Raw genomic sequence first — 24,679 nt, 5'->3', positions numbered from 1 at the left:
AACGTTATGTGCTTGACGAAATAGAATTAGAGATATTCTAATCAGGTTGCTTGAGCGGTGCGTCAGATGCCGCCAGCAGGGAGATACAGCACCGTGGGCAGCCGCATGAGCACCGAAGCCTCGTTCGACTATCGCTCCGAGCCGGCAAGCGCTGCGCCCGATCCGCAGATCGCTTGCACGCCGGTTACCGCGATCCTGGATCAGGCGGTGGCGAAATTCCCGAACCGTCCGGCGATGGATTTCCTCGGCCGCCGCACCACCTATGGCGAACTCGGCGAACTCGTGGCGCGCGCCGCCTGCGGCCTCCAGCATTTGGGCGTGAAGAAGGGCACCCGTGTCGGGCTCTGCCTGCCCAACACGCCGTATTACGTGATCTGCTATTTCGCGGTGCTGCGGCTGGGCGGCGTGGTGGTCAATTTCAATCCGCTCTATGTCGAGCGCGAGATGCGCCACCAGATCGAGGATTCCGGCACCACGCTGATGGTGACTCTCGACATCCGCCAGATCTATCCCAAGGTGGCGGCGGCGCTGGGCGAGACGTCGCTCGAACGCATCGTCGTCTGCCCGATGAGCGGGGCTCTGACTCTGGTCAAGGGTGCGCTGTTCTCGGTGTTCAAGCGCTCGGAAATCGCCGAGGTGCCGAACGATCTGCGCCATATTCGCTTCGACAAGCTGATCGCCAACGACGGCAAGGTCGAGCCCGCCGAAATCGATCCCGCGCGCGATTTGGCCGTGCTGCAATATACCGGCGGCACCACCGGCGTGCCCAAGGGCGCGATGCTCACGCACGGCAATCTCACCGCCAATGTCGACCAGCTTTACCGCCTGATGACTGATCCGCGTCCGGGCGAGGAGCGGATGATGCTGGCGCTGCCGCTGTTCCACGTCTTCGCCATGACGGTCGGCATGAATCTCGGGATCGCGTTTGCGGCCGAACTGATCCTTCTGCCGCGGTTTGAACTCGATCAGGTGATGAAGACCATCGCCAAGAAGCGGCCGACCATGTTCCCCGGTGTGCCGACCATTTACACCGCACTGATCGGTGCCGCCGAACATAGCTCCGCCGATCTGTCGTCGATCCAGACCTGCATTTCGGGCGGTGCGCCGCTGCCGCTGGAAGTGAAAAACCGTTTCGAAGCGCTCACCGGCTGCCGTTTGGTCGAAGGTTACGGTCTCTCGGAAACCTCGCCGGTTGCGACCTGCAATCCGCTCGATACCGGCGGCAAGGCGGGCTCGGTCGGTCTGCCGCTGCCCGGTACGATCATCGAGGTTTATTCGCCGATCGCCCGCACCCAAAAGATGGATGTCGGCGAGAAGGGTGAAATCTGCGTGCGCGGGCCGCAGGTGATGGCCGGCTATTGGGGGCGTCCCAAGGACAGCGAGGCAGTGATGACCGACGGCGCCTTGCGCACCGGCGACATCGGCTATCTCGACGAGGACGGCTATCTCTATCTCGTCGACCGTATCAAGGATGTGATCCTCTGCGGCGGCTACAACGTTTATCCGCGAGTGATCGAAGAGGCGCTGTACCAGCATCCTGCCGTCAACGAAGCGGTGGTGATCGGCGTGCCCGATCCTTATCGCGGCCAGGCACCGAAGGCGTTCGTCTGTCTGCGCGAAAACCACCGCGCCACGCCGACCGAGCTCAAGGAATTCCTCGCCGGTTACCTGTCGCGCATCGAGATGCCGAAGATCATCGAGATCCGCCAGCAATTGCCCAAGACCATGGTGGGCAAACTCTCGAAAAAAGACCTGATTGCCCAAGAACACGCCGTGAGCGGCACTACAGAGTAGGTGTCCCCTCTTGGAGAAGTCCATGAATCTGTTCAATATGCGCGTCGGAAAGGTGACCAATTGGGGAGCTTCCTCCCCAATACGCTCATCACCGGTCGCCGGAGATGGTTGGGCCAAGGATGCGTGCCATGGAAAAGATCTATTCGGTAACCGAACTCGCGCGCGATCTGGACATCACGCCCCGCACCATCCGCTTCTACGAGGACCAGGGCTTGATCGCACCGCAGCGTGCCGGAGCGACGCGGGTCTACACACATCGCGACCGGGCTCGGATGATCTTGATCCTGCGCGGCAAGCGGCTCGGCTTCTCGATCAAGGAGATCAAGGAGTTTCTCGACCTCTACGTGGTCGATGTGACCCAGACCGAGCAGATGCAGCTGTTGCTGACCAAGGTGCGCGAGCGTTCGCGCCAGTTGGAAGAGCAGCGCCGGGCGCTGGATCAGACCCTGCGCGAACTCAAGGATATCGAAAAGCTCACCGTCGAAGCCCTGGCACAGAAGGGCGCCGTCGAACCGGCCTGACGGAAAGAAGGCAGTCTTCTTTCTCTCCGGCCTCAACCAGTCTGGAGAGAAACCGATGAAGACCGTCGTCATCGCGGGATACGCGCGCACGCCATTCACCGTCGCCAAGAAAGGCGCTCTGGCCGGAACGCGGCCGGATGAAATGGCGGCCCAGCTCGTCAAGAAATTCGTCGCGCGCAGCGGCATCAACGCCGCCGATATCGAGGATCTTCTGCTCGGCTGCGCCATTCCCGAAGGCGAGCAGGGGCTCAACATGGCCCGCCTCGTCGTGCTGATGGCGGGTCTGCCGCAGACCGTCGGCGGCCAGACCATCAACCGCTTCTGCGGTTCTTCCATGCAAGGCATTCATACCGCTGCCGGAGCTATCCAGATGGGAGCGGGCGAGGCATTCATCTGTGCGGGGGTCGAGAGTATGACCCGCGTACCGATGACAGGATTCAACCTGTTTCCCCACCCCGACCTCGCCCGCTCCCTGCCTGGCGCCTATATGGGCATGGGTGACACCGCCGAGAACGTCGCCCGCCAATGGGATATCTCGCGCGCCGATCAGGAAGCCTTCGCCTTCCAGTCCCATCAACGGGCTGCCAAGGCGCAAGCCGCCGGCTACTTCAAGGATGAGATCATCCCGGTCGATACCAAGAAGGGCATCGTCGATACCGACGGCTGCATCCGGACCGACACCTCGCCGGAAGCCCTGGCGCAGTTGAAGCCCGCCTTCACCGCCGAAGGGACCGTCACTGCCGGCACGTCGTCGCCGCTGACCGACGGTGCCGCCGCCACGATCGTCTGCTCCGCCGAATATGCCGACAAGAATGGCCTGAAGCCGTTTGCTCGCGTCGCCTCGATCGCGATTGCCGGTGTGGCGCCCGAGATCATGGGCATCGGCCCGATCGAAGCCAGCCGCAAAGCGCTGGCGCGTGCCGGTATCAAGGCGACGGCGCTCGATGTGGTCGAACTCAACGAAGCCTTCGCTGCCCAGGCGCTGGCCTGTATCCGCGACCTCGATCTCGATCCCGCCAAGGTCAACATCGACGGCGGCGCCATTGCCGTCGGCCATCCGCTCGGTGCTTCGGGCGCGCGCATCACGGGCAAGGCCGCGTCGCTTCTGAAGCGCACCGGCGGCCGCTATGCGCTCGCCACCATGTGCATCGGCGGCGGGCAGGGCATCGCGACGGTCCTGGAGGCGGTGTGATGGCAGAAATCGCCAAAGTCGCCGTCATCGGCGCCGGCGTCATGGGGGCCGGAATCGCCGCCCACGTCGCCAACGCGGGCGTGCCCGTGCTGCTGCTCGACATCGTTCCGAAGGGCGCCGACAACCGCAACGCCATCGCCGAAGGCGCCATCGCCAAGATGCAGAAGGCCGATCCGGCGCCGTTCATGTCCAAGGCCGCTGCCCGGCTAGTCACGCCCGGCAATACCGAAGACGATCTCGCCAAGCTCGCCGATTGCGACTGGATCATCGAAGCGGTGGTCGAAAAGCTGGACGTCAAGCAGGCGCTCTATCGCCGTATCGATGCGGTGCGCAAAGCCGGATCGGTGGTGTCGTCCAACACCTCCACCATTCCGCTCGCCGCGTTGACCAAGGGCCTCGGCGAGACCTTCGCGCGCGATTTTCTCATCACCCATTTCTTCAATCCGCCGCGCTATATGCGCCTGTTGGAAATCGTGACCAGCCCGCAGACGCGCCCCGACGCTCTGGAAGCCGTCGAACGCTTCGCCGACTTCAAGCTCGGCAAGAGCGTGGTGCATTGCAAGGATCGTCCCGGCTTCATCGGCAATCGTCTCGGCGTCTATTGGCTGCAGACGGCCGTGGTGGAGGCGTTCGATCTCGGCCTTGAAGTCGAAGAAGCCGATGCGGTGATGGGCAAGCCGATGGGCTTTCCTAAGACCGGCGTGTTCGGCTTGCTCGATCTCGTCGGCCTCGACCTCATGCCGCACATCCACGCCAGCATGACCGCTGCATTGCCCAAGAACGATCCCTATCAGCAGGCGGTCCGCGATCTGCCGCTGATCGATCGCATGCTGGCCGAGGGTTATACCGGCCGCAAAGGCAAGGGCGGGTTTTATCGTCTCAATCGCGACGGCGGCGCCAAGGTCAAGGAAACCCTGTCGCTCAAGACTGGCGAATACCGGCCGCAGCAAAAGGCCGACCTCGACATTCCGAAAGACATCAAGGCGCAACTTGCGTCCGACACCAAGGCCGGTCGGTATGCCTGGGCGGTGATGGCGCGCACGCTGTCCTATGCCGCGATGCTGGTGCCGGAAGTCGCCGACGATATCGCTTCGGTCGATGAAGCCATGCGCCTCGGCTATGCCTGGAAGCAGGGCCCGTTCGAAATGATCGACCGTCTCGGCACCGAGTGGTTCGTCGCGCGGCTGGAGAAAGACGGCCTGCCGGTCCCGGAGCTGCTCCGCACCGCCGCGGGACGTCCGTTCTATCGCGTCGAAAATGGCCGTCGCCAGATGCTCGGCCCGGACGGCGCATATCACGACATCGTCCGCCCGGACGGTGTGCTGTTGCTGGAAGACATCAAGCGCACCCGTGAGCCATTGCTGAAAAACGGCTCGGCTGCGTTGTGGGACATCGGCGACGGCGTTGCCTGCTTCGAATTCACCTCGAAGCTCAACACCATCGACGCCGACATCATGGCTCTGCTCGCCAAGGCGACCAAGCTCGTCGCCCGCGATTTCAAGGCGATGGTGATCTACAACGAGGGCACCGCTTTCTCTGCCGGCGCCAATCTCGGGCTTGCCTTGTTTGCCGTGAACATTGCCGCATGGCCGATCCTCGAACAGATGATCACGGAAGGGCAGGCGGTCTACAAAGGGCTCAAATACGCGCCGTTCCCTGTGGTCGGTGCCCCATCCGGCCTCGCACTCGGCGGCGGCTGCGAGATCCTCCTTCATTGCGACGCGCTGCAAGCGCACGCCGAAAGCTACATCGGTCTTGTCGAATGCGGCGTCGGCCTGATCCCGGCCTGGGGCGGTTGCAAGGAGATGCTGCATCGCTGGTCGACGTTGGGCAAATTGCCAAAAGGCCCGATGCCTGCCGTCGCCAAAGTGTTCGAGATGATCTCGACCGCTACGGTCGCCAAGTCCGCGGCCGAGGCGAAAGAGCTGCTGTTCTTGAAGCCCAACGACGGCATCACCATGAACCGCTATCGTCTTCTGGCCGACGCCAAGGCGAAGGCGTTGGAACTGGCACGCGATTACGTCCCGCCGCAGGAGCCCGAGTTCGTGCTGCCCGGCGAAAGCGCTGCGGTGGCGATGGGGCTGGCGGCGGAGAGCTTCCATCGCCGCGGTCTGGCGACCAAGCATGATCTCGTCGTTTCGGGCACGCTCGCCGAAGTGTTGTCGGGCGGCGATACCGACGTCACCCGCACGCTGCGCGAAAGCGATGTGCTCGCGCTCGAATTCAGCCGCTTCCAGAAACTGCTGCATCATCCCGACACGCTGGCGCGGATCGAACACGTCCTCGAAACCGGCAAGCCTCTGAGGAACTGACATCATGGCAACGTACAAGGCTCCCCTGCGCGACATGCGCTTCGTCCTTTACGAACTGCACGACGGTGCCGCGCTGTCGTCTCTGCCCGGCCTCGAAGACATGACACCGGAACTCTTCGATCCCGTGCTCGAAGAGGCGGCCAAGGTTTGCGAGGAAGTGCTGTTCCCGCTCAACCGTAGCGGCGACGAGGAAGGCTGCCAGTTCGAGAACGGCGTCGTGCGTACGCCGAAGGGCTTTATCGAAGCCTATAAAACCTTCCGTGAAGGCGGCTGGACATCGATCACGGCCGATCCGGCCTATGGCGGCCAAGGCATTCCGAATATCGTCAATGTCCTCATCACCGAGATGATCTGTTCGGCCAATCTGTCGTTCGGTCTTTATCCCGGCCTGACGCAGGGCGCCTGCAAAGCCTTGGTGGCGCACGGCAGCGATGAGCTGAAAGAGCGCTATATGCCGAAGCTGGTCGAAGGCACCTGGTCCGGCACGATGTGTTTGACCGAGCCGCATTGCGGCACCGATCTCGGTCTCTGCCGCACCAAGGCGGTACCGAACGACGACGGCACTTATCGTCTTTCCGGCACGAAGATCTTCATCTCCGCCGGCGAGCACGATCTCACCGAGAACATCATCCATTTCGTGCTCGCGCGTCTTCCCGATGCACCGCCAGGTATCAAAGGCATCAGCCTGTTCCTGGTACCGAAATTCCTGCCCAACGCCGACGGCACGCCGGGCAAGCGCAATGGCGTTTCCTGCGGCGCCATCGAGCACAAGATGGGCATCAAGGCGTCCGCGACCTGCGTGCTCAATTTCGACGAGGCGACCGCGTGGCTGGTCGGTTCGCCGCACAAGGGCATGCGCTCGATGTTCACGATGATGAACGAAGAGCGGCTTGCCGTCGGCTTGCAAGGTCTCGGCCTCGCCGAAGTCTCCTATCAAGGCGCGGTGGCGTATGCGCGCGAGCGCTTGCAGGGCCGGTCGCTGTCGGGCGCCAAGTATCCCGACAAGCCCGCCGATCCGATCATCGTTCATCCCGATGTTCGCCGCATGCTGCTTTCTATGCGCGCCGCCGCGGAAGGCTGCCGCGCGCTCGGCGCCTGGGTCGGGCAGGCTGTCGATATCGCCGCGCACACCGACGATCCCAAGGCGAAGCAGGAGGCGGAAGATTTCGTCGCCCTGATGACGCCGATCGTGAAGGCGTTGTTCACCGACTACGGATTCGAAACGGCCAATCATGGCGTTCAGGTGATGGGCGGTCACGGTTATATCCGCGAGCACGGCATGGAGCAGTATGTCCGCGATGCCCGCATCGCCCAGGTCTATGAGGGCACCAACGGCGTGCAGGCGCTCGATCTCGTCGGCCGCAAGCTCGGTGCGCATATGGGCCGCAATCTGCGCAGCTTCTTCCATCCGGTTGCAGAGTTCATTCAGTCGCGTTCGGACAATCCCGCGCTGTCGCGCTATGTCGACCCGCTGACCAAGGCCTTCGTGCGCTTGCAGCAGGCGACGGGCCAGATCGCCAAGGTCGGCCTCAAGCGTCCGGAAGAAGCCGGCGCGGCGGCGACCGAGTATCTGCGTCTCTTCGGTCTCGTCGCACTCGCCTATCAATGGGCGCGCATGGCCGAGGTGTCGCTGAAGAAACTCGAGGAAAAGACGGGCGAGGACGATTTCTATCGCGCCAAGCTCGCCACCGGTGCGTTCTTCATGGACAGGGTTCTGCCGCAGACCGGAGCGTTGTTCTCGTCGATCATGGCGGGCGGGTCCACAATGATTGAGTTTCCCGAGGCCGCGTTCTGATCGGAGCCACGTAATGACCGCAGCCGTGCGCATGTTGGGCACAGCACTCGCCGCGCCGTTCCGCCCCCGGCTGGGACTGCTCGGCGAGTCACGGCTGGCGTTCCACGTGTTGCCCAACGACCTCGACTACAATGTCCATATGAACAATGCCCGCTATCTCGCGTTGATGGATGTCGGTCGCGTCGATCTCATCCTGCGCACGGGGCTATGGCGGGCGATGTGGCATCATCATTGGCAGGCGGTGATCGCCGGCTGCATTGTGCGTTATCGCCGTCCTTTGCGGCCCTTCCAGCGTATGGAACTCGTCAGCCGCTTGATCGGTTGGGACGAGCGCTGGTTTTACATCGAGCATCGCATCGCGGCTGGTGCGGTTCTGGCCTGTCAGTCGATGATCCGCGGTGCGTTTCTGGGATCTGAAGGAATGGTGGCGCCGGCTGAGATGGCTGACGCATTGGGCGAGGCTGCGGTCACGCCGCAACTGCCGGGCTGGATCGCCGCGTGGCGCGAAGCCGACCGCGGTTTCGGGGTGCCCGCCCGCCAACTCGAACCGGAGGAAGCATGAAAGTCCTTGTCGCCGTCAAGCGCGTGGTCGACTACAACGTCAAGGTCCGGGTCAAGGCCGATGGATCGGGCGTCGAGACCACCAACGTCAAATTCTCGATGAATCCCTTCGACGAAATCGCCGTCGAAGAAGCCGTGCGGCTGAAAGAGGCTGGAAAGGCGCAGGAGATCGTCGTCGTTTCGATCGGACCGGCGCAAGCGCAGGAAACCTTGCGCGCCGCGCTGGCCATGGGCGCCGACCGCGCCATTCTGATCCAGACCGATGAAGCCGTCGAACCCTTGGCCGTGGCCAAGCTGATCGCCGCCATCGCCAAGCGCGAAGAGATCGGCCTTGCTATTCTCGGCAAGCAGGCAATCGACGACGATTCCAACCAGACCGGTCAGATGCTGGCGGCACTGCTGGGCTGGCCGCAGGGAACCTTTGCGTCCAAGCTCGCTCTCGAAGAGGGCCGTGCCGTGGTCACGCGCGAGATCGATGGCGGTCTAGAAACGGTCAGCCTCGCGCTGCCGGCCGTGGTGACGACCGATTTGCGTCTCAACACGCCGCGCTATGCCAGCCTTCCCAATATCATGAAGGCGAAGAAAAAGCCGCTCGAGACGACCTTTGCCGTCGATCTCGACGTCGATATCGCTCCGCGTCTCGTCACGCTGAAGGTGGAAGAGCCGCCAAAGCGTAAGGCGGGCGTCAAGGTGGCCGACGCCGCCACGCTGGTCGACAAGCTCAAGAATGAAGCGAAGGTGATCTGACATGGCCGTTCTCGTCCTCGCCGAACACGACAGCGCTCTGCTTTCGCCGGCTACGCGCACCACGGTCACGGCCGCGCAGGAACTCGGCTCCGGTTCCGTGCATGTGCTGGTCGCTGGTAAAGGCGCGACGGAAGTCGCATCCGCCGCGGCGCGCATCACCGGTGTGGAAAAAGTGCTTCACGCCGATGCACCCGCCTACGAACAGGGTCTCGCCGAGCCTTTGACGGCACTGATCCTTTCGCTCGCGGAGAATTATGACGCGATCCTGGCGCCTGCCACGACGTTCGGCAAAAACGTGATGCCGCGTGTCGCCGCCTTGCTCGACGTGATGCAGATCTCCGATATCGTTGCGGTGAAGGCGCCCGATACCTTCGTTCGCCCGATCTACGCGGGTAATGCGCTGGCGACGGTGCAGACCAAGGACAAGCGCAAGGTCATCACCGTCCGCACCACCGCGTTCTCGCCCGCGGAAGAGGGCGGTTCGGCCTCCGTCGAAACGGTCGCTCCTGCCGCAGATCCGGCGCAGTCGGCCTTCGTCGGCCGCGAAGTCGTCAAGTCGGAACGCCCGGAACTCACCGCCGCTCGCATCGTGGTGTCCGGCGGCCGTGGTCTCGGTTCGAAGGAAAACTTCGTTCTGATGGAAAAACTCGCCGATGCACTCGGTGCCGCCATCGGCGCCAGCCGTGCTGCGGTCGATGCCGGCTATGCGCCCAATGATTTCCAGGTCGGCCAGACGGGCAAGATCGTCGCGCCCGATCTTTACATCGCGGTCGGCATCTCCGGTGCCATCCAACATCTCGCCGGCATGAAGGACTCGAAGGTCATCGTCGCCATCAACAAGGACGAAGAAGCGCCGATTTTCCAGATCGCCGATTACGGTCTTGTCGGCGATCTGTTCACCGAACTGCCGAAACTCTGTGAGCTTCTGTCGAACCGATGACGCGCGAGCGCATGGAATTTGACGTCGTCGTTGTGGGCGCCGGCCCATCCGGCCTCACGGCGGCTATCCGGCTGAAGCAGCTCCGCCCGGCGTTGTCGGTTTGCGTGCTGGAAAAAGGCTCCGAGGTTGGCGCGCACATTCTGTCCGGCGCGGTGTTCGAACCGCGGGCACTGAACGAGCTGCTTCCCGATTGGAAAGCCAAAGGCGCCCCGCTCAATACGCCCGCGGGCGAGGACGGCTTCTATTTCCTCACCCAGACCCGCGCGCTGAAGCTGCCGACGCCGCCGACCATGCGCAATCACGGTAACTACATCATCAGTCTCGGCAATCTCTGCCGCTGGCTGGCGCAACAAGCCGAAGAGTTGGGCGTGGAGATCTTCCCCGGCTTTGCTGCGGCTGAAATTCTCTATGAAGACGGTCGCGTTATCGGCGTCGCCACGGGCGATATGGGGATCGGCAAGGATGGCGAGAAAACCGCATCCTATACGCCCGGTGTCGAACTCGTCGCACGCCAGACGATCTTCGCTGAAGGCTGCCGCGGCTCGCTGACCCGCACGCTGTTCGATCGTTTCGGTTTGCGCGATGGTGTCGATCCGCAGGTCTACGGCATCGGCTTCAAGGAATTGTGGGAAGTCGAGCCGGCCAAACACCAGCCCGGAAAGATCGTCCACACCGTCGGCTGGCCGCTCGATCCGAACACCTATGGCGGTTCGTTCTGTTATCATCTCGAGAACAATCAGGTCGTGGTCGGATTCGTTGTTGGGCTCGATTACGCTAACCCGTATTTGTCGCCGTTCGACGAGTTCCAGCGCTACAAGCTGCATCCACTGATCCGTTCGACGCTCGAAGGCGGTCGGCGCATTTCTTATGGCGCGCGCGCGATTTCCGCCGGCGGCTGGCAATCCATCCCCAAGCTGACCTTTCCGGGTGGCGTTCTGGTCGGCGATACGGCCGGCTTCCTCAATGTGCCGAAATTGAAGGGCAGCCATACCGCGATGAAGTCGGCCATGCTTGCGGCCGAAGCGGTTGCCGATGCGCTCGATGCCGGTGCCCCCGAAGCCGCAAGTTATCCCGAGCGCCTCCGGCAAAGCTGGTTGTGGCGCGAACTGCATCACGTCCGCAACATCAAGCCTGCGTTCAAATGGGGATTGTTCCCCGCGCTCGCTTATGGCGCGCTCGACACCTATATCCTGCGCGGCCGCGCGCCGTGGACGTTTCATCACAAGCCCGATCATACGCGCCTCAAATCCGCAGCCACGAGCGTGCCGCCCCTTTATCCCAAGCCCGACGGCAAGATCACGTTCGATCGCTTGAGTTCGGTGTTCCTCTCCAATACCAATCATGAGGAAAACCAACCCGCACATCTGAAGTTGAAGGATGCGTCGGTCCCGGTCGCGGTCAATCTTAAGCTCTATGATGCGCCGGAGCAGCGCTATTGCCCCGCAGGCGTTTATGAGATCGTCGAGGGTCCCAAGCTGCAGATCAACGCGCAGAACTGCATCCACTGCAAATCCTGCGATATCAAGGATCCGACGCAGAACATTGTCTGGACGGTTCCCGAAGGCGGCGGTGGACCGAACTACCCGAACATGTGAGCGATCAGGTTGCCGGACACCGATCGGCGGCAGTGAAGCGCGCGTAGGCGGGGTAGACGGTCATCAGCTTGCGCGTGACGCCGTTGGTCCAGCCGAAGCCGTCCTGCAGCTTGTATTCGCCGCCGCCGCCGGGACGGTTCGGCGTGACCACGTCGTATTTTTCGACCAGCTTGCCGGTGCGCCGATACACGGCGTTCACGTTGACGATCCAACGGCAGGAAATCACCGCAGCGAGATCGTTGTGATAGCGCCTGAGGCCGCCAACCGCCATCCATTGCAGCGGCGCCCAGCCGTTTGGCGCGTCCCATTGTTCACCGGTAGTGATGGGTGTGCTGACGAGGCCGCCGGGCCGGAGCAACGATTTGCGGCCTGCTTCGGCCACGCTTGCGGCGCGGTCCGCATTGGCGACGCCGAAAAAGAGGGGATAGAACGTTGCAACGGAGAGGGTGCCGGTAAAGCGCTTCTGCGTCCAGCGCCAGTCGCCGTAGGCGCCGAGTTTGTCGTCCCACAAATATGTGTTGATGGCATTACGCCTCTTGGCGGCCCGGTCCGCATACTCATGGGCGCAGGCCGTGTCACGCACGCGTTCGCAGCCTAGGTGGATCGCGTCCTCAAGCCCGAAGATCAGGCTGTTGAGATCGACGGGAACGATTTCGGTCGTGACGATGGAGGTGAGCGTTTTGCCGTCGTCAAACCATCGCGCCGTAAAATCCCAGCCGCTTTCGGCTGCCGCGCGGGCGTTGCGATAGATTTCGTTGTGCGGCCGCGACGAGGCTCGCGCCAGCTGTTCGTCTTCGCGGAAGGATTCGTCGCGCGGCGTGTCGCTGTCGTCCCAGTAGCGGTTGAGGATGGTACCGTCGGAAAGCGCCACAACGCGCTCGCGGGCCTCTCCCGGCTTGAGATTGATGGCGCCGCGCATCCAGTAACGGTACTCGGCTTTCAGTTGCGGCAAGTATTGCGCATAGATTTTTGCGGGGTCATCCGGATCGACAAGACCCACCATGGCGAAAAAGAACGGCGGCTGCGAACGGCTGAGATAATAAGTACGGCTGCCGTTGGGAATGTGGCCGTAGGCGTCGATCATATGGGCGAAGTTGCGCACCATGTCGCGCACGAGATCCTGCCGCCCGCTTTCGACGAGACCCAGCATGGTGAAATATGAGTCCCAGTAATAGATTTCGCGGAAACGTCCTCCGGGCACGACATAAGGGTAGGGCAGCGGCAGCAACGAAGAATTCGGCGGCGCCGTTGGCGTGCGGCGTACGAGGTGCGACCACAGCGCATCGATATGCACACTGAGCGGACGGGTATCGGACGGGCCGTTGGGAACCGTCGTTTGTTCCGGCATTGTGAAATGGTCGGCGACAAACGACTTCAGTGCGGCCGGCGTCTGCGGTGCTGACTGACGCCAGTCCGTCATGATGGCGTCAGGCGAAGCCTTCGGCGACGCATCGGCGAATTCCTTGCTGTCGAGAAAGAGATGGGCTTCTTCTACGGCGCGGTAGAGCGGTCCATATAACTGTTGTGGGGTGCGGACGGCCTCTGCATTCGCGACCAATCCGGCAGCGAGCATCGCTACGAGCAGGCGCAGAGCCGTCATGGTCGTCTCTCCCGCGCGAACTCTGCGTTCGACAGCAGGAAAGCGCAAGGGTGCGATTTTTTCTTTGGTTCCCTGGAACCCCATCGGGGCTCGGGTATGGCGTCAGGCGAAGCCTTCGGCGACGCATCGGCGAATTCCTTGCTGTCGAGAAAGAGATGGGCTTCTTCTACGGCGCGGTAGAGCGGTCCATATAACTGTTGTGGGGTGCGGACGGCCTCTGCATTCGCGACCAATCCGGCAGCGAGCATCGCTACGAGCAGGCGCAGAGCCGTCATGGTCGTCTCTCCCGCGCGAACTCTGCGTTCGACAGCAGGAAAGCGCAAGGGTGCGATTTTTTCTTTGGTTCCCTGGAACCCCATCGGGGCTCGGGTGTTGATATGGCGTAAGATAGAGCATCGAAAGATGACCTTCTTACAATAGACGGCAGGGAAGTGGCGAAGGCCATGACCCTGCCGTTTGCTCGTGAAGCATGTCTTCCAACGAAAAAGGGAGCCCGAAGGCTCCCTTTTGTTCAGTGCTGGTGATGGTGTCCGCCGCTGCATTCGCAGGCGCCGGCCTCGGTGAGAGGTCTGATGACGCCGGCCAGATAGGCCGTCACCGCCATTGCCGGTGTGATACCTTTCGCCACCACGGTGGCGATGCCGCGCGACTGCATGCGTTCGACGAAGCAACTGCCGGCGCTGCCGGCAATGAGTACCTCGACGCCGTCGAGCGGGTGGGCCCCGCCCTGGAAGTTGTGGATCGTCTGATCTTCGGTGAGATCAATCCGGGCGACTTCCACCGGCTCTTGGCCGGCTTCGGCTTCGAACACAAGAAAGCGGGCGGCGTGACCGGCATGACCGGAAACGGACTGAAAGTCATCGCTGGCAACGGCAAACTTCACGGTATTCTCCAACTATTTCTGCGACCAGGCGATAAAGCCGCCGTTCATGCTGACGGCATTGGTGTAGCCGTGCGCGAGCAGGAACTGCACCGCCTGCCCGCTGCGATGGCCCGAACGGCAATAGACGATCAGCTTCCCAGTCTTGGGCAATTTGGAATAGGTGTTGGGCAGCTGGTCGAGTGGCATCAGGATCGCCCCGTTGATGTGGCCCTGATCCCATTCGGCCTGCGTGCGGACATCGACGACGGTGATCTTGGAGCCGGGTGCCATCAGTGTGCGCACCTGGGCCGGTTCGATCAGGGGGACTTGTGCGGGTGCCGTCTGGGCTACAGCCGACGGCATCAGACTCGCTGCCGCCAAAGCCGACGCGATGAAGAACGCTTTCATGCTGGTCATGATCTTCCCTCCTTGCACCGCTGCGGCGCCTCGTTGACGATAGCTTATAGCGCGGTTATGAACATACGTTCAAATGTCCATTGGCGCCGGATGGTCGCACATTCCGCGCCGCAGGATCGGCTGGGCCATGAGACCTCGCAAGTGCCGCATCATCCGCTCGACGCCTTCGGCGCGCTTTTTCAAGCCGCGTGGCATTCCGCTATGTGAGCTTCAGATCGTGACGCTCAAGGACGAGGAATGGGAAGCGATCCGGCTGGCCGATTACCGGCACCTCGATCAGCAGGCGGCGGCGCAGCAGATGGGCATCTCGCGCCCGACCTTCAGTCGCGTCTTGGCAAGCGCGCGCGCTGCCGTAGCGAGAGCCTTGGCCGAAGGGGCTGCTTTGCAAATCGGCGGCGGCGATTTCCAACGCTGTTGCGACGGCTCCTCCGTCGCAGGCAAGGCCGGACGCTGACGGCTATTTGCCGAATGCAGCACCGGGCTTGAGGCCGAGCTTGGCAAAGATGATCGCGGCAGGACAGAAACCGGTGAATGCGGCCTGAATCATGTTGAGGCCGGCAAAGGCCGTCAGCAGGAACCACCACGGGCTCACGAGAAGACCAAGGCCGAGGCTTGCAAGCACCACCAGTCCGGCGAAAACGAATACGGCTCTATCGACGTTCATTCAAAACTCCTTTTCAGCGGGGGCGGGCGAGGCGGGAGATGCCGAGCGCTTCCATGATCCAGCGTTCGTAGAAGGGTTCGCTCTCGCCGGTGCGGATCTTGCGCATGAAGTATTTCTCGAAACCGATTTTGGCGAAGTGGACCCAATGGCCCTTCGCCGACCAGTTGACGTTGCGCGGCGGGATTTGCGGTTCGGCGACGAAGGCCACGCCGCGGTCGCCGAAATCGGCAAGGCATACGGCGTTGAGGCTGGCTTCTTCGTGCGGAGTCTCACTCTTCAGAAGGGCCCCGATATTGTGGGCCGTCGCGGTGACCATGGATTCGATCATGAAGCCGGTCTTGGGTACGCCCACCGGTACCGGGGTGGGTCCGAGCGGCGGAATGGCTACGCCGACGCCGATGGCGAATACGTTCGGGAACTTCTGATTGCGCTGGTGCTTGTCGACCAGGACGAAGCCCCGCGGATTTGTCAGCCCTTCGATGCCGCGTACCGCTGGCACGCCGCGGAACGGCGGCAGGATCATCGAGAAGCCGAACGGCAGTTCGTGCGCCTTCTTTACGGCACCGTCGTCTCCGAATTCTTCGACGATCATCTTGCCGGCTTCGATCTTCTGCACCTTGGCCGAAGTGATCCATTTGATATGGCGTTCGCGCAGTTGGCTTTCGAGGATACCCTTCGTATCGCCGACGCCGTCCAAACCGAGATGGCCGATATAGGGTTCCGAGGTGACGAAGGTCATTGGCACCTTGTGGCGGATTTTGCGGCGCCTTAGTTCGGTGTCGAGGATGAAGGCGTATTCATAGGCCGGGCCGAAGCAGGATGCGCCTTGCGCAGCGCCAATAATGATGGGCGAGGGATTTTCGGCGAACGTCTCGAACGCAGCCTGCGCCTTCTCGGCGTGATCAATGTGGCAGATGGATTGGGTGAATCCATCGGGACCGAGGCCTTCGATTTCGTCGAACGCCAGTTCCGGACCGGTTGCGAGCACAAGATAATCGTAATGAAGGCTGCTGCCGTCGTTGAGTTCGATGCGGTTTTCCGCCGGATGCACGCGCTTGGCGCCTTGGGCGATGAATTCGATCCCTTTCTTGGCCATCACGGCCTTGAGATTGATCTCGACATCGGAACGCTTGCGCCATCCGACGGCAACCCAGGGATTGGAGGGGACGAAGTGATAGCGGCTGTCCTGGCCGATCAAGGTCAGCCGGTCGCCGGGCCGCAAAACTCCCTGAAGTTCGTAAGCCATGATGGTGCCGCCGAGCCCCGCGCCCAGGACCATGATTTCAGCCATTCCTGTCTCCCAAATCTGCGGCATTGAAGCCGCTGCTTTTGCGCTCGCCGGCGCATTTTGTCTTGACAATATATACTAACATGCGTAGATACGCAACTATGAAAATAGAACCCGACCAGATGCATGCCTCGGCCAGTGCGGCGGAGGAGCTTTTGAAGGCGATGGCCAATCGCCACCGGCTGATGATTCTTTGCCAATTGATCGACGGTGAACGGTCGGTCGGCGAGCTTGCGGCCCTGCTCGATCTCCGCGACTCGACGGTTTCCCAGCACCTGGCGCTCTTGCGCAAGGACGGCTTGGTCTCAACGCGCCGCGACGGCCAGACGATCTTCTATTCGATCGACAGCGAGCCGGCCCGCCGGATTATCGAGACGCTGTATCAGGCCTTCTGCGCGCCCGAGCGGATATGCGGACCCGCGAACAAGTCACGGAAAGGCAAGTGATTCCAATGGGATTATCTAGTTTTCTGCGCGATGTGGCGCGCCTTTGGGCCCAGAGTCAGGAGAAGAATGCAATGACCCTCAAGAACCTCGAACCCGCTGAAGTTGCCGATCTCCTGGGCAAGAACGAGATCATGCTGATCGATGTACGCGAACCCGCCGAATACGCTAGTGCTCATATCAAAGGTGCTGTGCTGGTGCCGCTGTCCCAATTCGATCCGCATACGTTGCCCGGCGCCGGACAAAAGCGCATCGTTCTGCACTGCGGAGTGGGTGGGCGCTCCGCACGCGCCGTGGCGGCCTGCCAAGCGGCGGGTATCGCGGTCGACAGTCATATGAGAGGCGGCATCCAGGCTTGGATGGCCGCGGGACTACCCGTGGAAAGGTGATGCCATGCTGATCCTAGCCGGCCTTTTCTCGTTTCTTGGTTTCGGTACGCAGCCAGCTCCTCCGCCTGTGCCGCCGAAGACCTATCAGGTCCAGTCCACCATGGTGGCGGACGAGAAGGCGGTGTTCGCCACGGTGCAGTCGGCCAATGTCGTTCCGGCGCGCGCCCGCATCGGCGGTACTATCGTCGAGCTCAAGGTTCGGCAGGGCGATCATGTCGAGCAAGGCCAAGTAATAGCGGTCGTCAGCGACAAGAAGCTGGGCTTCCAGGCTTCGTCCTATGGTGCACAGGTCGCGGCGGCGCAGGCGCAATTGGCCCAGGCAAAGGCGGATTACGATCGCGCCCAGCGCCTGATGGCGGCGAACGCCATTTCGAAATCCGGACTCGATCAGGCGCGTACCGCGCTGAACGTGGCCCAGTCGACGGTCAGTGCCTACACCGCGCAGCGCGCCGTCGTCACCCAACAATCCCATGAAGGCGAGATTCTGGCCCCGCAATCCGGCCGCATCATCACTGTTCCGGTAACCGCCGGCTCCGTGTTGCTGCAGGGCGATACGGTCGCGACCGTGGCCCAAGGCGACTTCGTGCTGCGTTTGCAGGTTCCGGAACGCCATGCGCGGGACATCAAGGTCGGCCAACCGGTTCGTCTCGATGGTGCCGATATCGGTCTCAACGGCGCGCACTTCGGCGTCGTCCGCCTGGTCTATCCCGAAATCGACAACGGCCATGTCGTAGCCGATGCGACGGTGCAGGAACTCGGCGATTATTTTGTCAATGAGCGGGTGCGCGTTTGGGTCAGTGCCGGTCAGCGCAAGGCCATCGTTGTGCCGTCGAACCTGATCGCCACGCGGTCGGGCATCGATTACGCCAGGCTGTGGACCGGAAGCCAGTCTCTCGATGTTCCGATCCAGCGCGGTCAGACGATTCATCGTCCCGGCAAAGCCGACACCATTGAAGTCCTGTCCGGTCTCAACCCTGGCGACAGGCTGCTCAAGCCATGAAACTCGGATTCTCCGGCAAGCTGACGCGGGCGACCATCGGTTCGCCCCTGACGCCGCTCTTCCTGATGGCGGCGGTGGTCTTCGGCCTTATCGCGGTGATCACCATTCCGCGCGAGGAGGAGCCGCAGATCAGCGTTCCGATGGTGGACATCTTCGTCACCGCCGATGGGCTCAAGGGTCCCGACGCGGCCGAATTGGTCACCAAGCCGCTGGAGGAGATCGTCAAAGGCATTCCGGGTGTCGAGCACGTCTACAGTCAGACCCAGGATGACCGCGTTGTCGTCACTGCGCGTTTTCTGACCGGCACCAACGAAGACGAAGCCATCGTCCGGGTCCAGGCCAAGGTGCGGGCGAATTACAATCGCATCCCGCTCGGCATTCCCGAGCCTTTGATCGTTGCGCGCGGCATCAATGACGTGGCGGTGGAAGTCCTCACGCTCTCGCCGACACCGGAAGCTGCGCCGCACTGGAACGAGAAGGACCTTTATCAGCTCGCCACCAAGGTCCAGGCCGAACTCGCCAAGGTCGACAATGTCGGCCTGACCTATATCCAGGGCGGCTCCGCCGACGAAATCAGCGTCGAGCCCGATCCCGAAAAGCTGGCGCTTTACGGCGTTACGCTGCAGCAGCTCGAAGCCAAGATCAAAGGCGCCAATCAGGCGTTTCTTGCTGGGCAGTTGCGCGACAGTGGCCGCATGGTCGAAGCCGTCGCCGGCAAGACGCTGAACGGCCTTCCCGACATCGGTCTGTTGTTGGTCACGACGCGCGACGGCCGTCCGGTTTATGTCCGCGATTTGGCGACGGTTATCGTGGGGCCGAGTCCGGCCGAACATCGCGTCTGGTCGATCAACCGGGTAGGCAAGAGCTGGTCCACCGTTCCGGCGGTGAGCATCGCGTTTGCCAAGCGCAACGGTGCCAACGCCGTGGTGGTGGCCGAGCAACTCATCGAGCGGACCAATACGCTGCGCGGCAATATCATTCCTGCCGGCATCAATGCCGAGGTCACCCGCGATTACGGCAAGACCGCCAACGACAAGGCCAACGAGCTTCTGTTCCATCTGGGCCTCGCGACCGTCTCCATTGTTCTGTTGATCGGCTTCGTGGTCGGCTGGCGCGAGGCAGCGGTGACGTTGATCGTCATCCCGACAACGATCCTGTTGACGCTGTTTGCCGCGAACCTGATGGGCTACACCATCAACCGCGTCAGCCTGTTCGCGCTCATTTTCTCTATCGGTATCCTGGTCGACGATGCCATTGTCGTAATCGAGAACATTGCCCGTCATTGGGATATGAATGACGGCCGCACCCGGCTTCAAGCCGCGATTCAAGCGGTGGCCGAAGTCGGAAATCCCACCATCGTCGCCACGCTGACGGTCATCGCGGCGCTGCTGCCGATGATGTTCGTCTCCGGCATGATGGGCCCTTATATGGCGCCGATCCCGGCCAACGCCTCGGCGGCGATGCTGTTTTCGTTCTTTGTCGCCATGGTGGTGGCGCCATGGGCGCTGTTGAAGCTCTCCGGTAAGGACGGCAAGGGTTCTCTCAAGGACGAGCCGCACACCGAAGGGGCTATTGGCCGTTTCTATCGCCGTATTGCCGGGCCGATCATTTCGAGCCGCGAGAACTCCAAGAAATTCCTGAAGTATGTCGCCATCGCGACCGGACTGGTCTGCATTCTGTTCGTGACCAAGAACGTCACCGTAAAACTCTTGCCGTTCGACAACAAATCCGAACTCTCGGTGATGGTCGATCTGCCCGAAGGCGCTACGGTCGAAGACACGGCGCGCGTGCTGTTCGAAGCGGCCGCCGTCGCCCAGAGGCTGCCGGAAGTGACCTCGATCCAGGCCTACGCCGGCACGCCGGCGCCGTTCAACTTCAATGGCCTCGTTCGCCACTCCTATCTGCGCGAAAAGCCGGAAATGGGCGAGTTGCAGGTCAATCTGACCGACAAGTCCGCACGCTCGCGCGAAAGTCACGCTATCGCCCTCGATCTGCGCAAGCAGTTGGCGAATGTGAAGCTGCCTGCCGGTGCGGTCATCAAGGTCGTGGAAGTGCCGCCTGGACCGCCGGTGCTGTCGACGCTGCTTGCCGAAATTTACGGCCCGGATTCCAAAACCCGCCGCGCCGAAGCGGAGGAGGTCAAGAAGCTCTTCAAATCGGTGCCGTTCATCGTCGATGTCGACGACAGCTACGGCCAGCCGCGGCCGCGCCTGCGCGTGACCATCGATCAGGATAAGCTGGAATACTTCGGGGTCGAGCAATCGGACGTTTACGACACGTTGAAAGCGATCCTCGGCGGCGTTGCTGTCGGCTATTCCCATCGCGGCGAAGATCGCGATCCGATGAAGATTGTGGTGCGGCTGCCCAAGAACGATCTCGAATGGACGCGCAAGCTGGAATCGACGCCGATCCCCGCCAATGCCATTCCCGGCAACAAGGCGGTGGTGGAGTTGGGCGACATCGTTCACATCGACCGCGAGCCCGGCACGCCGACCATCTTCCGTCGCGACATGCATTACGCCGATATGGTCACCGCCGAACTGGCCGGCGCTTACGAGGCACCGATCTACGGTATGGGTGCGGTCAACGATCTCATCAAGAAGCACGACTGGAAGGGTCTGCCGCAGCCGCAAATCCTTCTGCATGGCCAGCCGACGGATGAAACCAAGCCGTCGCTGCTCTGGGACGGCGAGTGGGAGGTGACCTATGTCACCTTCCGCGACATGGGCGCGGCGTTCGGCGTGGCGCTGCTCGGCATCTACATTCTGGTAGTGGCGCAGTTCGGTTCGTTCAAGCTGCCGCTGGTGATTCTGACGCCGGTGCCGCTGACCTTGATCGGAATCGTCATCGGCCATTGGCTGTTCGGCGCGCCGTTCACCGCGACCTCGATGATCGGCTTCATCGCGCTCGCCGGCATCATCGTGCGCAATTCGATCCTGCTGGTGGACTTCATTCGCCACGGCCAGCATGGCGACAAGCCGTTCAAGCAGGTGCTGCTCGACGCGGGCGCTACGCGCTTCCGCCCGATCCTGCTCACCGCGCTGGCCGCCATGATCGGCGCCGCCACCATTCTCACCGACCCGATTTTCCAGGGCCTCGCCATCTCGCTGCTGTTTGGCTTGGCCTCGTCGACGCTGCTGACCGTGCTGGTGATACCGGCGATCTATGTCTGGCTGCGCGATCCCGAACGGCCGCAGCCGCCGGCCCCGTCGCGGCTGCACCGTGCCATGGAAAGGGCAGGCGCCTCGGCCAGCACTATCTGGCGGAACGATGCCGAGCCAAGGCTGCGTCGCGGCCTAGACGTGCTGCTTGTCCGGCGTGACCGCATCGCCGTCTGGCTGAAGCCCGTCCTTATGAAACTATGGAGCTATTTGGTTCGGATTTTCTGGTCATGGGAACACCGGGCCGCCGGCTTCATTGCCCGTCGGCGCGCCCATTGATGCGCTACGCCGTGGAAAGGTAGTAGTTCACTAACTAAATAATGAATGTTATACTGGACCCCCACGATCACGCCTGGAGGGGGTTCCGGCTATGAAATTCCTGACGATTCTCGCATTTGCGCTTTTGCTGCCCATCGCCGCTCATGCGCAGCAAGCCAACTACGGTGATGCCTGCAACGCTTGGCTTGGGTTGATCGATGCCGGCAAATACGACCAGAGTTGGGACACCGCCAGCGACTACTTCAAGTCCAAGATCACCAAGGAGCAGTGGGCTCCGATGGTCAAAGCGGTCCGCGACACGGTCGGGCCGCCCTTGTCCCGTAGCGCCAAAAGCGTGACACCGACCGAAACGCTGCCTGCGGCGCCGTTCGGCAAGTACATCGTGATCGTGCTGAGCACCAAGTTCGCAATGAACCAAAGCGCCACCGAGACCGTCATCCTCAAGCTCGAAAACGGCGAGTGGAAAGTCGCGGGCTACTTCGTCAAGTGATCTCGGCCATGTGCATCAGCTTCGGCGCCTGCCGCGGCGGCTTTGCCCCGGCGGGCCTGAAGTGCACGACCTTGGTCGTTCCCGGCAGAAGATCGAAGTAGTTGTCGCTGAAGAACCCATCGGTCTCGTCGTAGCTGAAGTAAAGGTTCTTCACCAGCGCCGGTGAAGACACCGCGATGGCCGTTTCATTGCCGATGACCTTGACGGTCGTCTTCACCGTCGCGGACGGCAGGACGAGATCCTTCACTGGGGCGAAGTAAAGCACGTCCTCAGCGAGCACTTTGGGACCGGCGGCAAGGCTTGCGTGCAGCAGCACCGCACTCTCTGGCGCACCGCCGAGCACGTCTGTCACCGGCATCGTGAAATCCGCCACGCTGTTGGCCATCACGATAAGCGATTGTTTGATAGTCCTCAGGATCTTGCCGTGGAAATCCATCAGCCGGAGGGTGAGGGTGGCTTGCCGGTCTTTGAGGCGGTCGCTGACCACAGCGATCTTCACCGTGTCGTTTTCGGCGCTCATCGTGACGAGTTCGGGCGCATAGGACTTGCGTGCGAAATACTGCAACGCCTTCCAGCGGCCGTAATAGTCGATGCTGCTCCACGAGGCGACCGGCCAGCAATCGTTGATCTGCCAGAACAGCGATCCCATGCAGAACGGCTTCCTGGCCCGGTGCGCTTCCATCGCCACCTTGATGCCTTCGGCTTGCAGCACCTGACCGATGTAAAGAAATTGCCGGAAGTCCTTCGGTACTTTGTAGTCTCGCTCCATATAGGTCTTGATCGTGCCGTTGCCGATGTAGGAGCGTTGATGCGCCTTGAGAACGTCGGAGAAGATGTCGTAGTCGCCCGGTTGGGCGAACGCCGCGATGGTTTTCAATTCCGGGAACGATTGGAACCCATACTCGCTCATGAACCGTCCGACATAGGTGCGATAGCTCGAGAACGGCCGTGCTGCCCACCACACGCCCCACGAATGGATGTCGCCCGATTGCAGTTTGGTGGTCAGGTCGGCGTGCTTCACACCATCCTTGCCGTCCCAGGCGGCGAGCGGAGATGACGGCCAGTAGGACCGCTCCGGATCATGTGCCGTTACGACGTCGGGAAGGATGTGATGGAAGATGGCGGAATAAGTCGCCCACATCTCTTTGCGCTGGGCCTCGGAGTAGTTTTCCTTCCACTTCCAGCCGCCGTTCGGCACGTCGTTCTGCCAGGCGGTGTCGATTTCGTTGTTGCCCACCCATAGGGCGATGCAGGCGTGGCCCCGGAGCCGCTTGACGTTATCGATGGCTTCTTCGCGGACATTGTCGAGGAAGGCTTGGTCGCCCGGATACATGGTGCAGGCGAACATGAAGTCCTGCCAGATCAGAATGCCGTGGCGGTCGCACAGATCGTAAAATTCGTCGTTCTCGTAAATGCCGCCGCCCCAGACGCGCAGCATGTTCATGTGGGTGTCGGCGGCCGACCGCACGATATGCTCGTATGTGGCGTGGCCCACGCGCGGCAGGAAGCTGTCGTTCGGAATGTAGTTGGCCCCCTTCATGAACACCGGTACGCCGTTCAGTTCGAATGCGAAGCTGGTGCCGTTTGCGTCTGGTTTCTGCACCAGATTGAGGGTGCGCAGGCCGGTCTTCACGGCTTTGCGGTCGCGTCCGCTGGCCGTCGTAAGCTGTCCCGCGAATTCGTAGAGAAAGGCTTCGCCGAGGCCGTTGGTCCACCACAGCCGCGGCTTGGCAACGGTGAATTCCAGTTTCGCGGTATTGCGGCCGGGCAGCAGGCTTACGCTCGTGCGCGCCTTGACGCTCGCATCGGTCGGACTCTGCACTTCGATCAGCGCTTGCTCTGCCGCGTCGGCAAGAATCTCGAACGCGGCGGTCAAACGCGCTTCGGTCGGTGACAGGCTGTTCTGGACGATATGGAAATCGGCGATCCGCACCGCGTTCCACGTCCGCAACCGCACCGGCCGCCAGATGCCGCTGGTGACGAAACGCGGGCCCCAGTCCCAGCCGAAATGATACCCGGCTTTGCGCACGAACATGCTGACATGCTTGTCGCCGAGCCCGCCGATCTCGCTCCAGTCGACCACCGCCGGCAGCGGATAGCCGTGGGCTTCGAGCCTCTTCAGTCCTTCTTGCACCGCCGAACGCAGCACCACGCGCAGCGCGTTCGCGCCGGGTCTGGCTTGTGCTTTGATGTCCACGGTCCAGCGGCGGAACATGTTGTCGGCTTTGAGAATCTGAACGTCGTTGAGATAGACGTCAGCGAAGGTGTCGAGCCCGAGAAACTCCAGTTCGATGTGATCGTGCGCCAGGGTTTCGGCATCGAGATCGAGAGCAGTGCGGTATTCCCAATCCTTCTTGTCGATCCATTGCAGATCGCGCTCGTTGGTGCGGTAGAACGGATCGGGGATTTTCCCGTTGGCGAGAAGATCGGTGTGCACCGTGCCGGGCACCGTGGCGGCGAGCCAGTCGCCGTTCCCTGCTTCGCGGAATTGCCAGCCGCTCGTCAGTACGCGGTCGACCGGATCGGGCCCGGCTGCGGCGGATACTCCTGGCAGGACGCTCAACATGGCACCTGCGGCGGATGCCTTGAGGAAGCTGCGTTTGGTCGTGGCCATGGATTTCTTTCCTCG

General features: G+C 61.9%; 22 protein-coding genes. 15 read left to right on the top strand and 7 right to left on the bottom strand.

Annotation, left to right across the window (positions count from 1 at the left end; all coding sequences use genetic code 11):
• Nucleotides 1–105: 105 nt before the first annotated feature.
• The 9 genes from FHS84_RS01845 to FHS84_RS01805 all read left to right on the top strand — a co-directional run bounded on the left by FHS84_RS01845 (nt 106) and on the right by FHS84_RS01805 (nt 11,457).
• A complete protein-coding gene (locus tag FHS84_RS01845) occupies nt 106–1,794 on the top strand; it encodes a long-chain-fatty-acid--CoA ligase (RefSeq protein ID WP_166929704.1) in 1,689 nt (562 codons plus the stop codon).
• Between the two features lie 128 nt (nt 1,795–1,922).
• Nucleotides 1,923–2,315 (top strand): MerR family transcriptional regulator, encoded by a 393-nt coding sequence (locus FHS84_RS01840; protein ID WP_166929702.1) that lies wholly within the window; start codon nt 1,923–1,925, stop codon nt 2,313–2,315.
• A 55-nt stretch (nt 2,316–2,370) separates the two neighbouring features.
• Nucleotides 2,371–3,507 carry a thiolase family protein gene (locus FHS84_RS01835; protein ID WP_166929700.1) on the top strand — a complete coding sequence of 379 codons (1,137 nt, stop codon included), beginning with the start codon at nt 2,371–2,373 and terminating at the stop codon, nt 3,505–3,507.
• Entirely contained in the window at nt 3,507–5,819 is a 2,313-nt protein-coding gene (locus FHS84_RS01830) for a 3-hydroxyacyl-CoA dehydrogenase/enoyl-CoA hydratase family protein (protein WP_166929697.1), read from the top strand. Before FHS84_RS01835 ends, FHS84_RS01830 begins: the two co-directional genes overlap by 1 nt.
• Before the next feature lie 4 nt (nt 5,820–5,823).
• Nucleotides 5,824–7,614, top strand: a complete 1,791-nt coding sequence (locus FHS84_RS01825; RefSeq protein WP_166929695.1) for an acyl-CoA dehydrogenase C-terminal domain-containing protein — start codon at nt 5,824–5,826, stop codon at nt 7,612–7,614.
• A 13-nt stretch (nt 7,615–7,627) separates the two neighbouring features.
• Complete coding sequence (locus tag FHS84_RS01820) at nt 7,628–8,176, top strand: thioesterase family protein (protein ID WP_166929693.1); 549 nt, start codon at nt 7,628–7,630, stop codon at nt 8,174–8,176.
• A complete protein-coding gene (locus FHS84_RS01815; protein ID WP_166929691.1) occupies nt 8,173–8,922 on the top strand; it encodes an electron transfer flavoprotein subunit beta/FixA family protein in 750 nt (249 codons plus the stop codon). The genes FHS84_RS01820 and FHS84_RS01815 overlap by 4 nt, the downstream gene beginning before the upstream one ends.
• A 1-nt stretch (nt 8,923) precedes the next feature.
• On the top strand, nt 8,924–9,862 hold the full coding sequence (locus tag FHS84_RS01810; RefSeq protein WP_166929689.1) for an electron transfer flavoprotein subunit alpha/FixB family protein: 939 nt from the start codon (nt 8,924–8,926) through the stop codon (nt 9,860–9,862).
• Nucleotides 9,859–11,457, top strand: a complete 1,599-nt coding sequence (locus FHS84_RS01805; protein WP_166929687.1) for a 4Fe-4S dicluster domain-containing protein — start codon at nt 9,859–9,861, stop codon at nt 11,455–11,457. The genes FHS84_RS01810 and FHS84_RS01805 overlap by 4 nt, the downstream gene beginning before the upstream one ends.
• A gap of 4 nt (nt 11,458–11,461) precedes the next feature.
• On the opposite strand, the gene treA is transcribed toward FHS84_RS01805, so the two are convergent.
• The 4 genes from treA to FHS84_RS01785 form a co-directional block, all read right to left on the bottom strand.
• Nucleotides 11,462–13,057, bottom strand: a complete 1,596-nt coding sequence (treA, locus tag FHS84_RS01800) for an alpha,alpha-trehalase TreA (RefSeq protein WP_166929685.1) — start codon at nt 13,055–13,057, stop codon at nt 11,462–11,464.
• The gene (locus FHS84_RS01795) at nt 13,054–13,332 is read right to left on the bottom strand and encodes a hypothetical protein (protein WP_166929683.1); all 279 of its coding nucleotides are present in this window, start codon (nt 13,330–13,332) and stop codon (nt 13,054–13,056) included. Before FHS84_RS01795 ends, treA begins: the two co-directional genes overlap by 4 nt.
• Before the next feature lie 236 nt (nt 13,333–13,568).
• A complete protein-coding gene (locus tag FHS84_RS01790) occupies nt 13,569–13,940 on the bottom strand; it encodes a NifB/NifX family molybdenum-iron cluster-binding protein (RefSeq protein ID WP_208393642.1) in 372 nt (123 codons plus the stop codon).
• A gap of 12 nt (nt 13,941–13,952) precedes the next feature.
• Nucleotides 13,953–14,336, bottom strand: coding sequence for a rhodanese-like domain-containing protein (locus FHS84_RS01785; protein WP_166929679.1), 384 nt, complete (start codon nt 14,334–14,336; stop codon nt 13,953–13,955).
• A gap of 127 nt (nt 14,337–14,463) precedes the next feature.
• On the opposite strand from FHS84_RS01785, the gene FHS84_RS01780 reads away from it, so the two are divergent.
• Entirely contained in the window at nt 14,464–14,790 is a 327-nt protein-coding gene (locus FHS84_RS01780) for a DUF134 domain-containing protein (protein ID WP_166929677.1), read from the top strand.
• A 3-nt stretch (nt 14,791–14,793) separates the two neighbouring features.
• On the opposite strand, the gene FHS84_RS01775 is transcribed toward FHS84_RS01780, so the two are convergent.
• Both FHS84_RS01775 and FHS84_RS01770 read right to left on the bottom strand, forming a co-directional pair.
• A complete protein-coding gene (locus FHS84_RS01775) occupies nt 14,794–15,000 on the bottom strand; it encodes a YgaP family membrane protein (protein WP_166929675.1) in 207 nt (68 codons plus the stop codon).
• Between the two features lie 13 nt (nt 15,001–15,013).
• Nucleotides 15,014–16,291, bottom strand: a complete 1,278-nt coding sequence (locus tag FHS84_RS01770) for an NAD(P)/FAD-dependent oxidoreductase (protein ID WP_166929673.1) — start codon at nt 16,289–16,291, stop codon at nt 15,014–15,016.
• Nucleotides 16,292–16,389: 98 nt separating this feature from the next.
• On the opposite strand from FHS84_RS01770, the gene FHS84_RS01765 reads away from it, so the two are divergent.
• The 5 genes from FHS84_RS01765 to FHS84_RS01745 all read left to right on the top strand — a co-directional run bounded on the left by FHS84_RS01765 (nt 16,390) and on the right by FHS84_RS01745 (nt 22,050).
• Nucleotides 16,390–16,734, top strand: a complete 345-nt coding sequence (locus FHS84_RS01765; RefSeq protein WP_166929671.1) for a metalloregulator ArsR/SmtB family transcription factor — start codon at nt 16,390–16,392, stop codon at nt 16,732–16,734.
• Nucleotides 16,735–16,805: 71 nt separating this feature from the next.
• Nucleotides 16,806–17,120 (top strand): rhodanese-like domain-containing protein, encoded by a 315-nt coding sequence (locus FHS84_RS01760; RefSeq protein ID WP_166929669.1) that lies wholly within the window; start codon nt 16,806–16,808, stop codon nt 17,118–17,120.
• A 4-nt stretch (nt 17,121–17,124) separates the two neighbouring features.
• Complete coding sequence (locus tag FHS84_RS01755) at nt 17,125–18,120, top strand: efflux RND transporter periplasmic adaptor subunit (RefSeq protein ID WP_208393638.1); 996 nt, start codon at nt 17,125–17,127, stop codon at nt 18,118–18,120.
• Nucleotides 18,117–21,560 carry an efflux RND transporter permease subunit gene (locus FHS84_RS01750; protein WP_166929667.1) on the top strand — a complete coding sequence of 1,148 codons (3,444 nt, stop codon included), beginning with the start codon at nt 18,117–18,119 and terminating at the stop codon, nt 21,558–21,560. Before FHS84_RS01755 ends, FHS84_RS01750 begins: the two co-directional genes overlap by 4 nt.
• 91 nt (nt 21,561–21,651) lie before the next feature.
• Nucleotides 21,652–22,050: a DUF4019 domain-containing protein gene (locus FHS84_RS01745; protein ID WP_166929665.1), complete on the top strand. Its 399-nt coding sequence runs from the start codon at nt 21,652–21,654 to the stop codon at nt 22,048–22,050.
• Here the strand turns inward: FHS84_RS01745 and FHS84_RS01740 are convergent.
• Entirely contained in the window at nt 22,043–24,664 is a 2,622-nt protein-coding gene (locus FHS84_RS01740) for a beta-mannosidase (RefSeq protein ID WP_166929663.1), read from the bottom strand. The genes FHS84_RS01745 and FHS84_RS01740 overlap by 8 nt on opposite strands.
• Nucleotides 24,665–24,679: the final 15 nt, after the last annotated feature.

Source organism: Rhizomicrobium electricum (assembly GCF_011762045.1).
Taxonomy (GTDB): domain Bacteria; phylum Pseudomonadota; class Alphaproteobacteria; order Micropepsales; family Micropepsaceae; genus Rhizomicrobium; species Rhizomicrobium electricum.
Note: the sequence above shows the minus strand (reverse complement) of the source record. Positions and strands in the feature narration are given on the sequence as shown.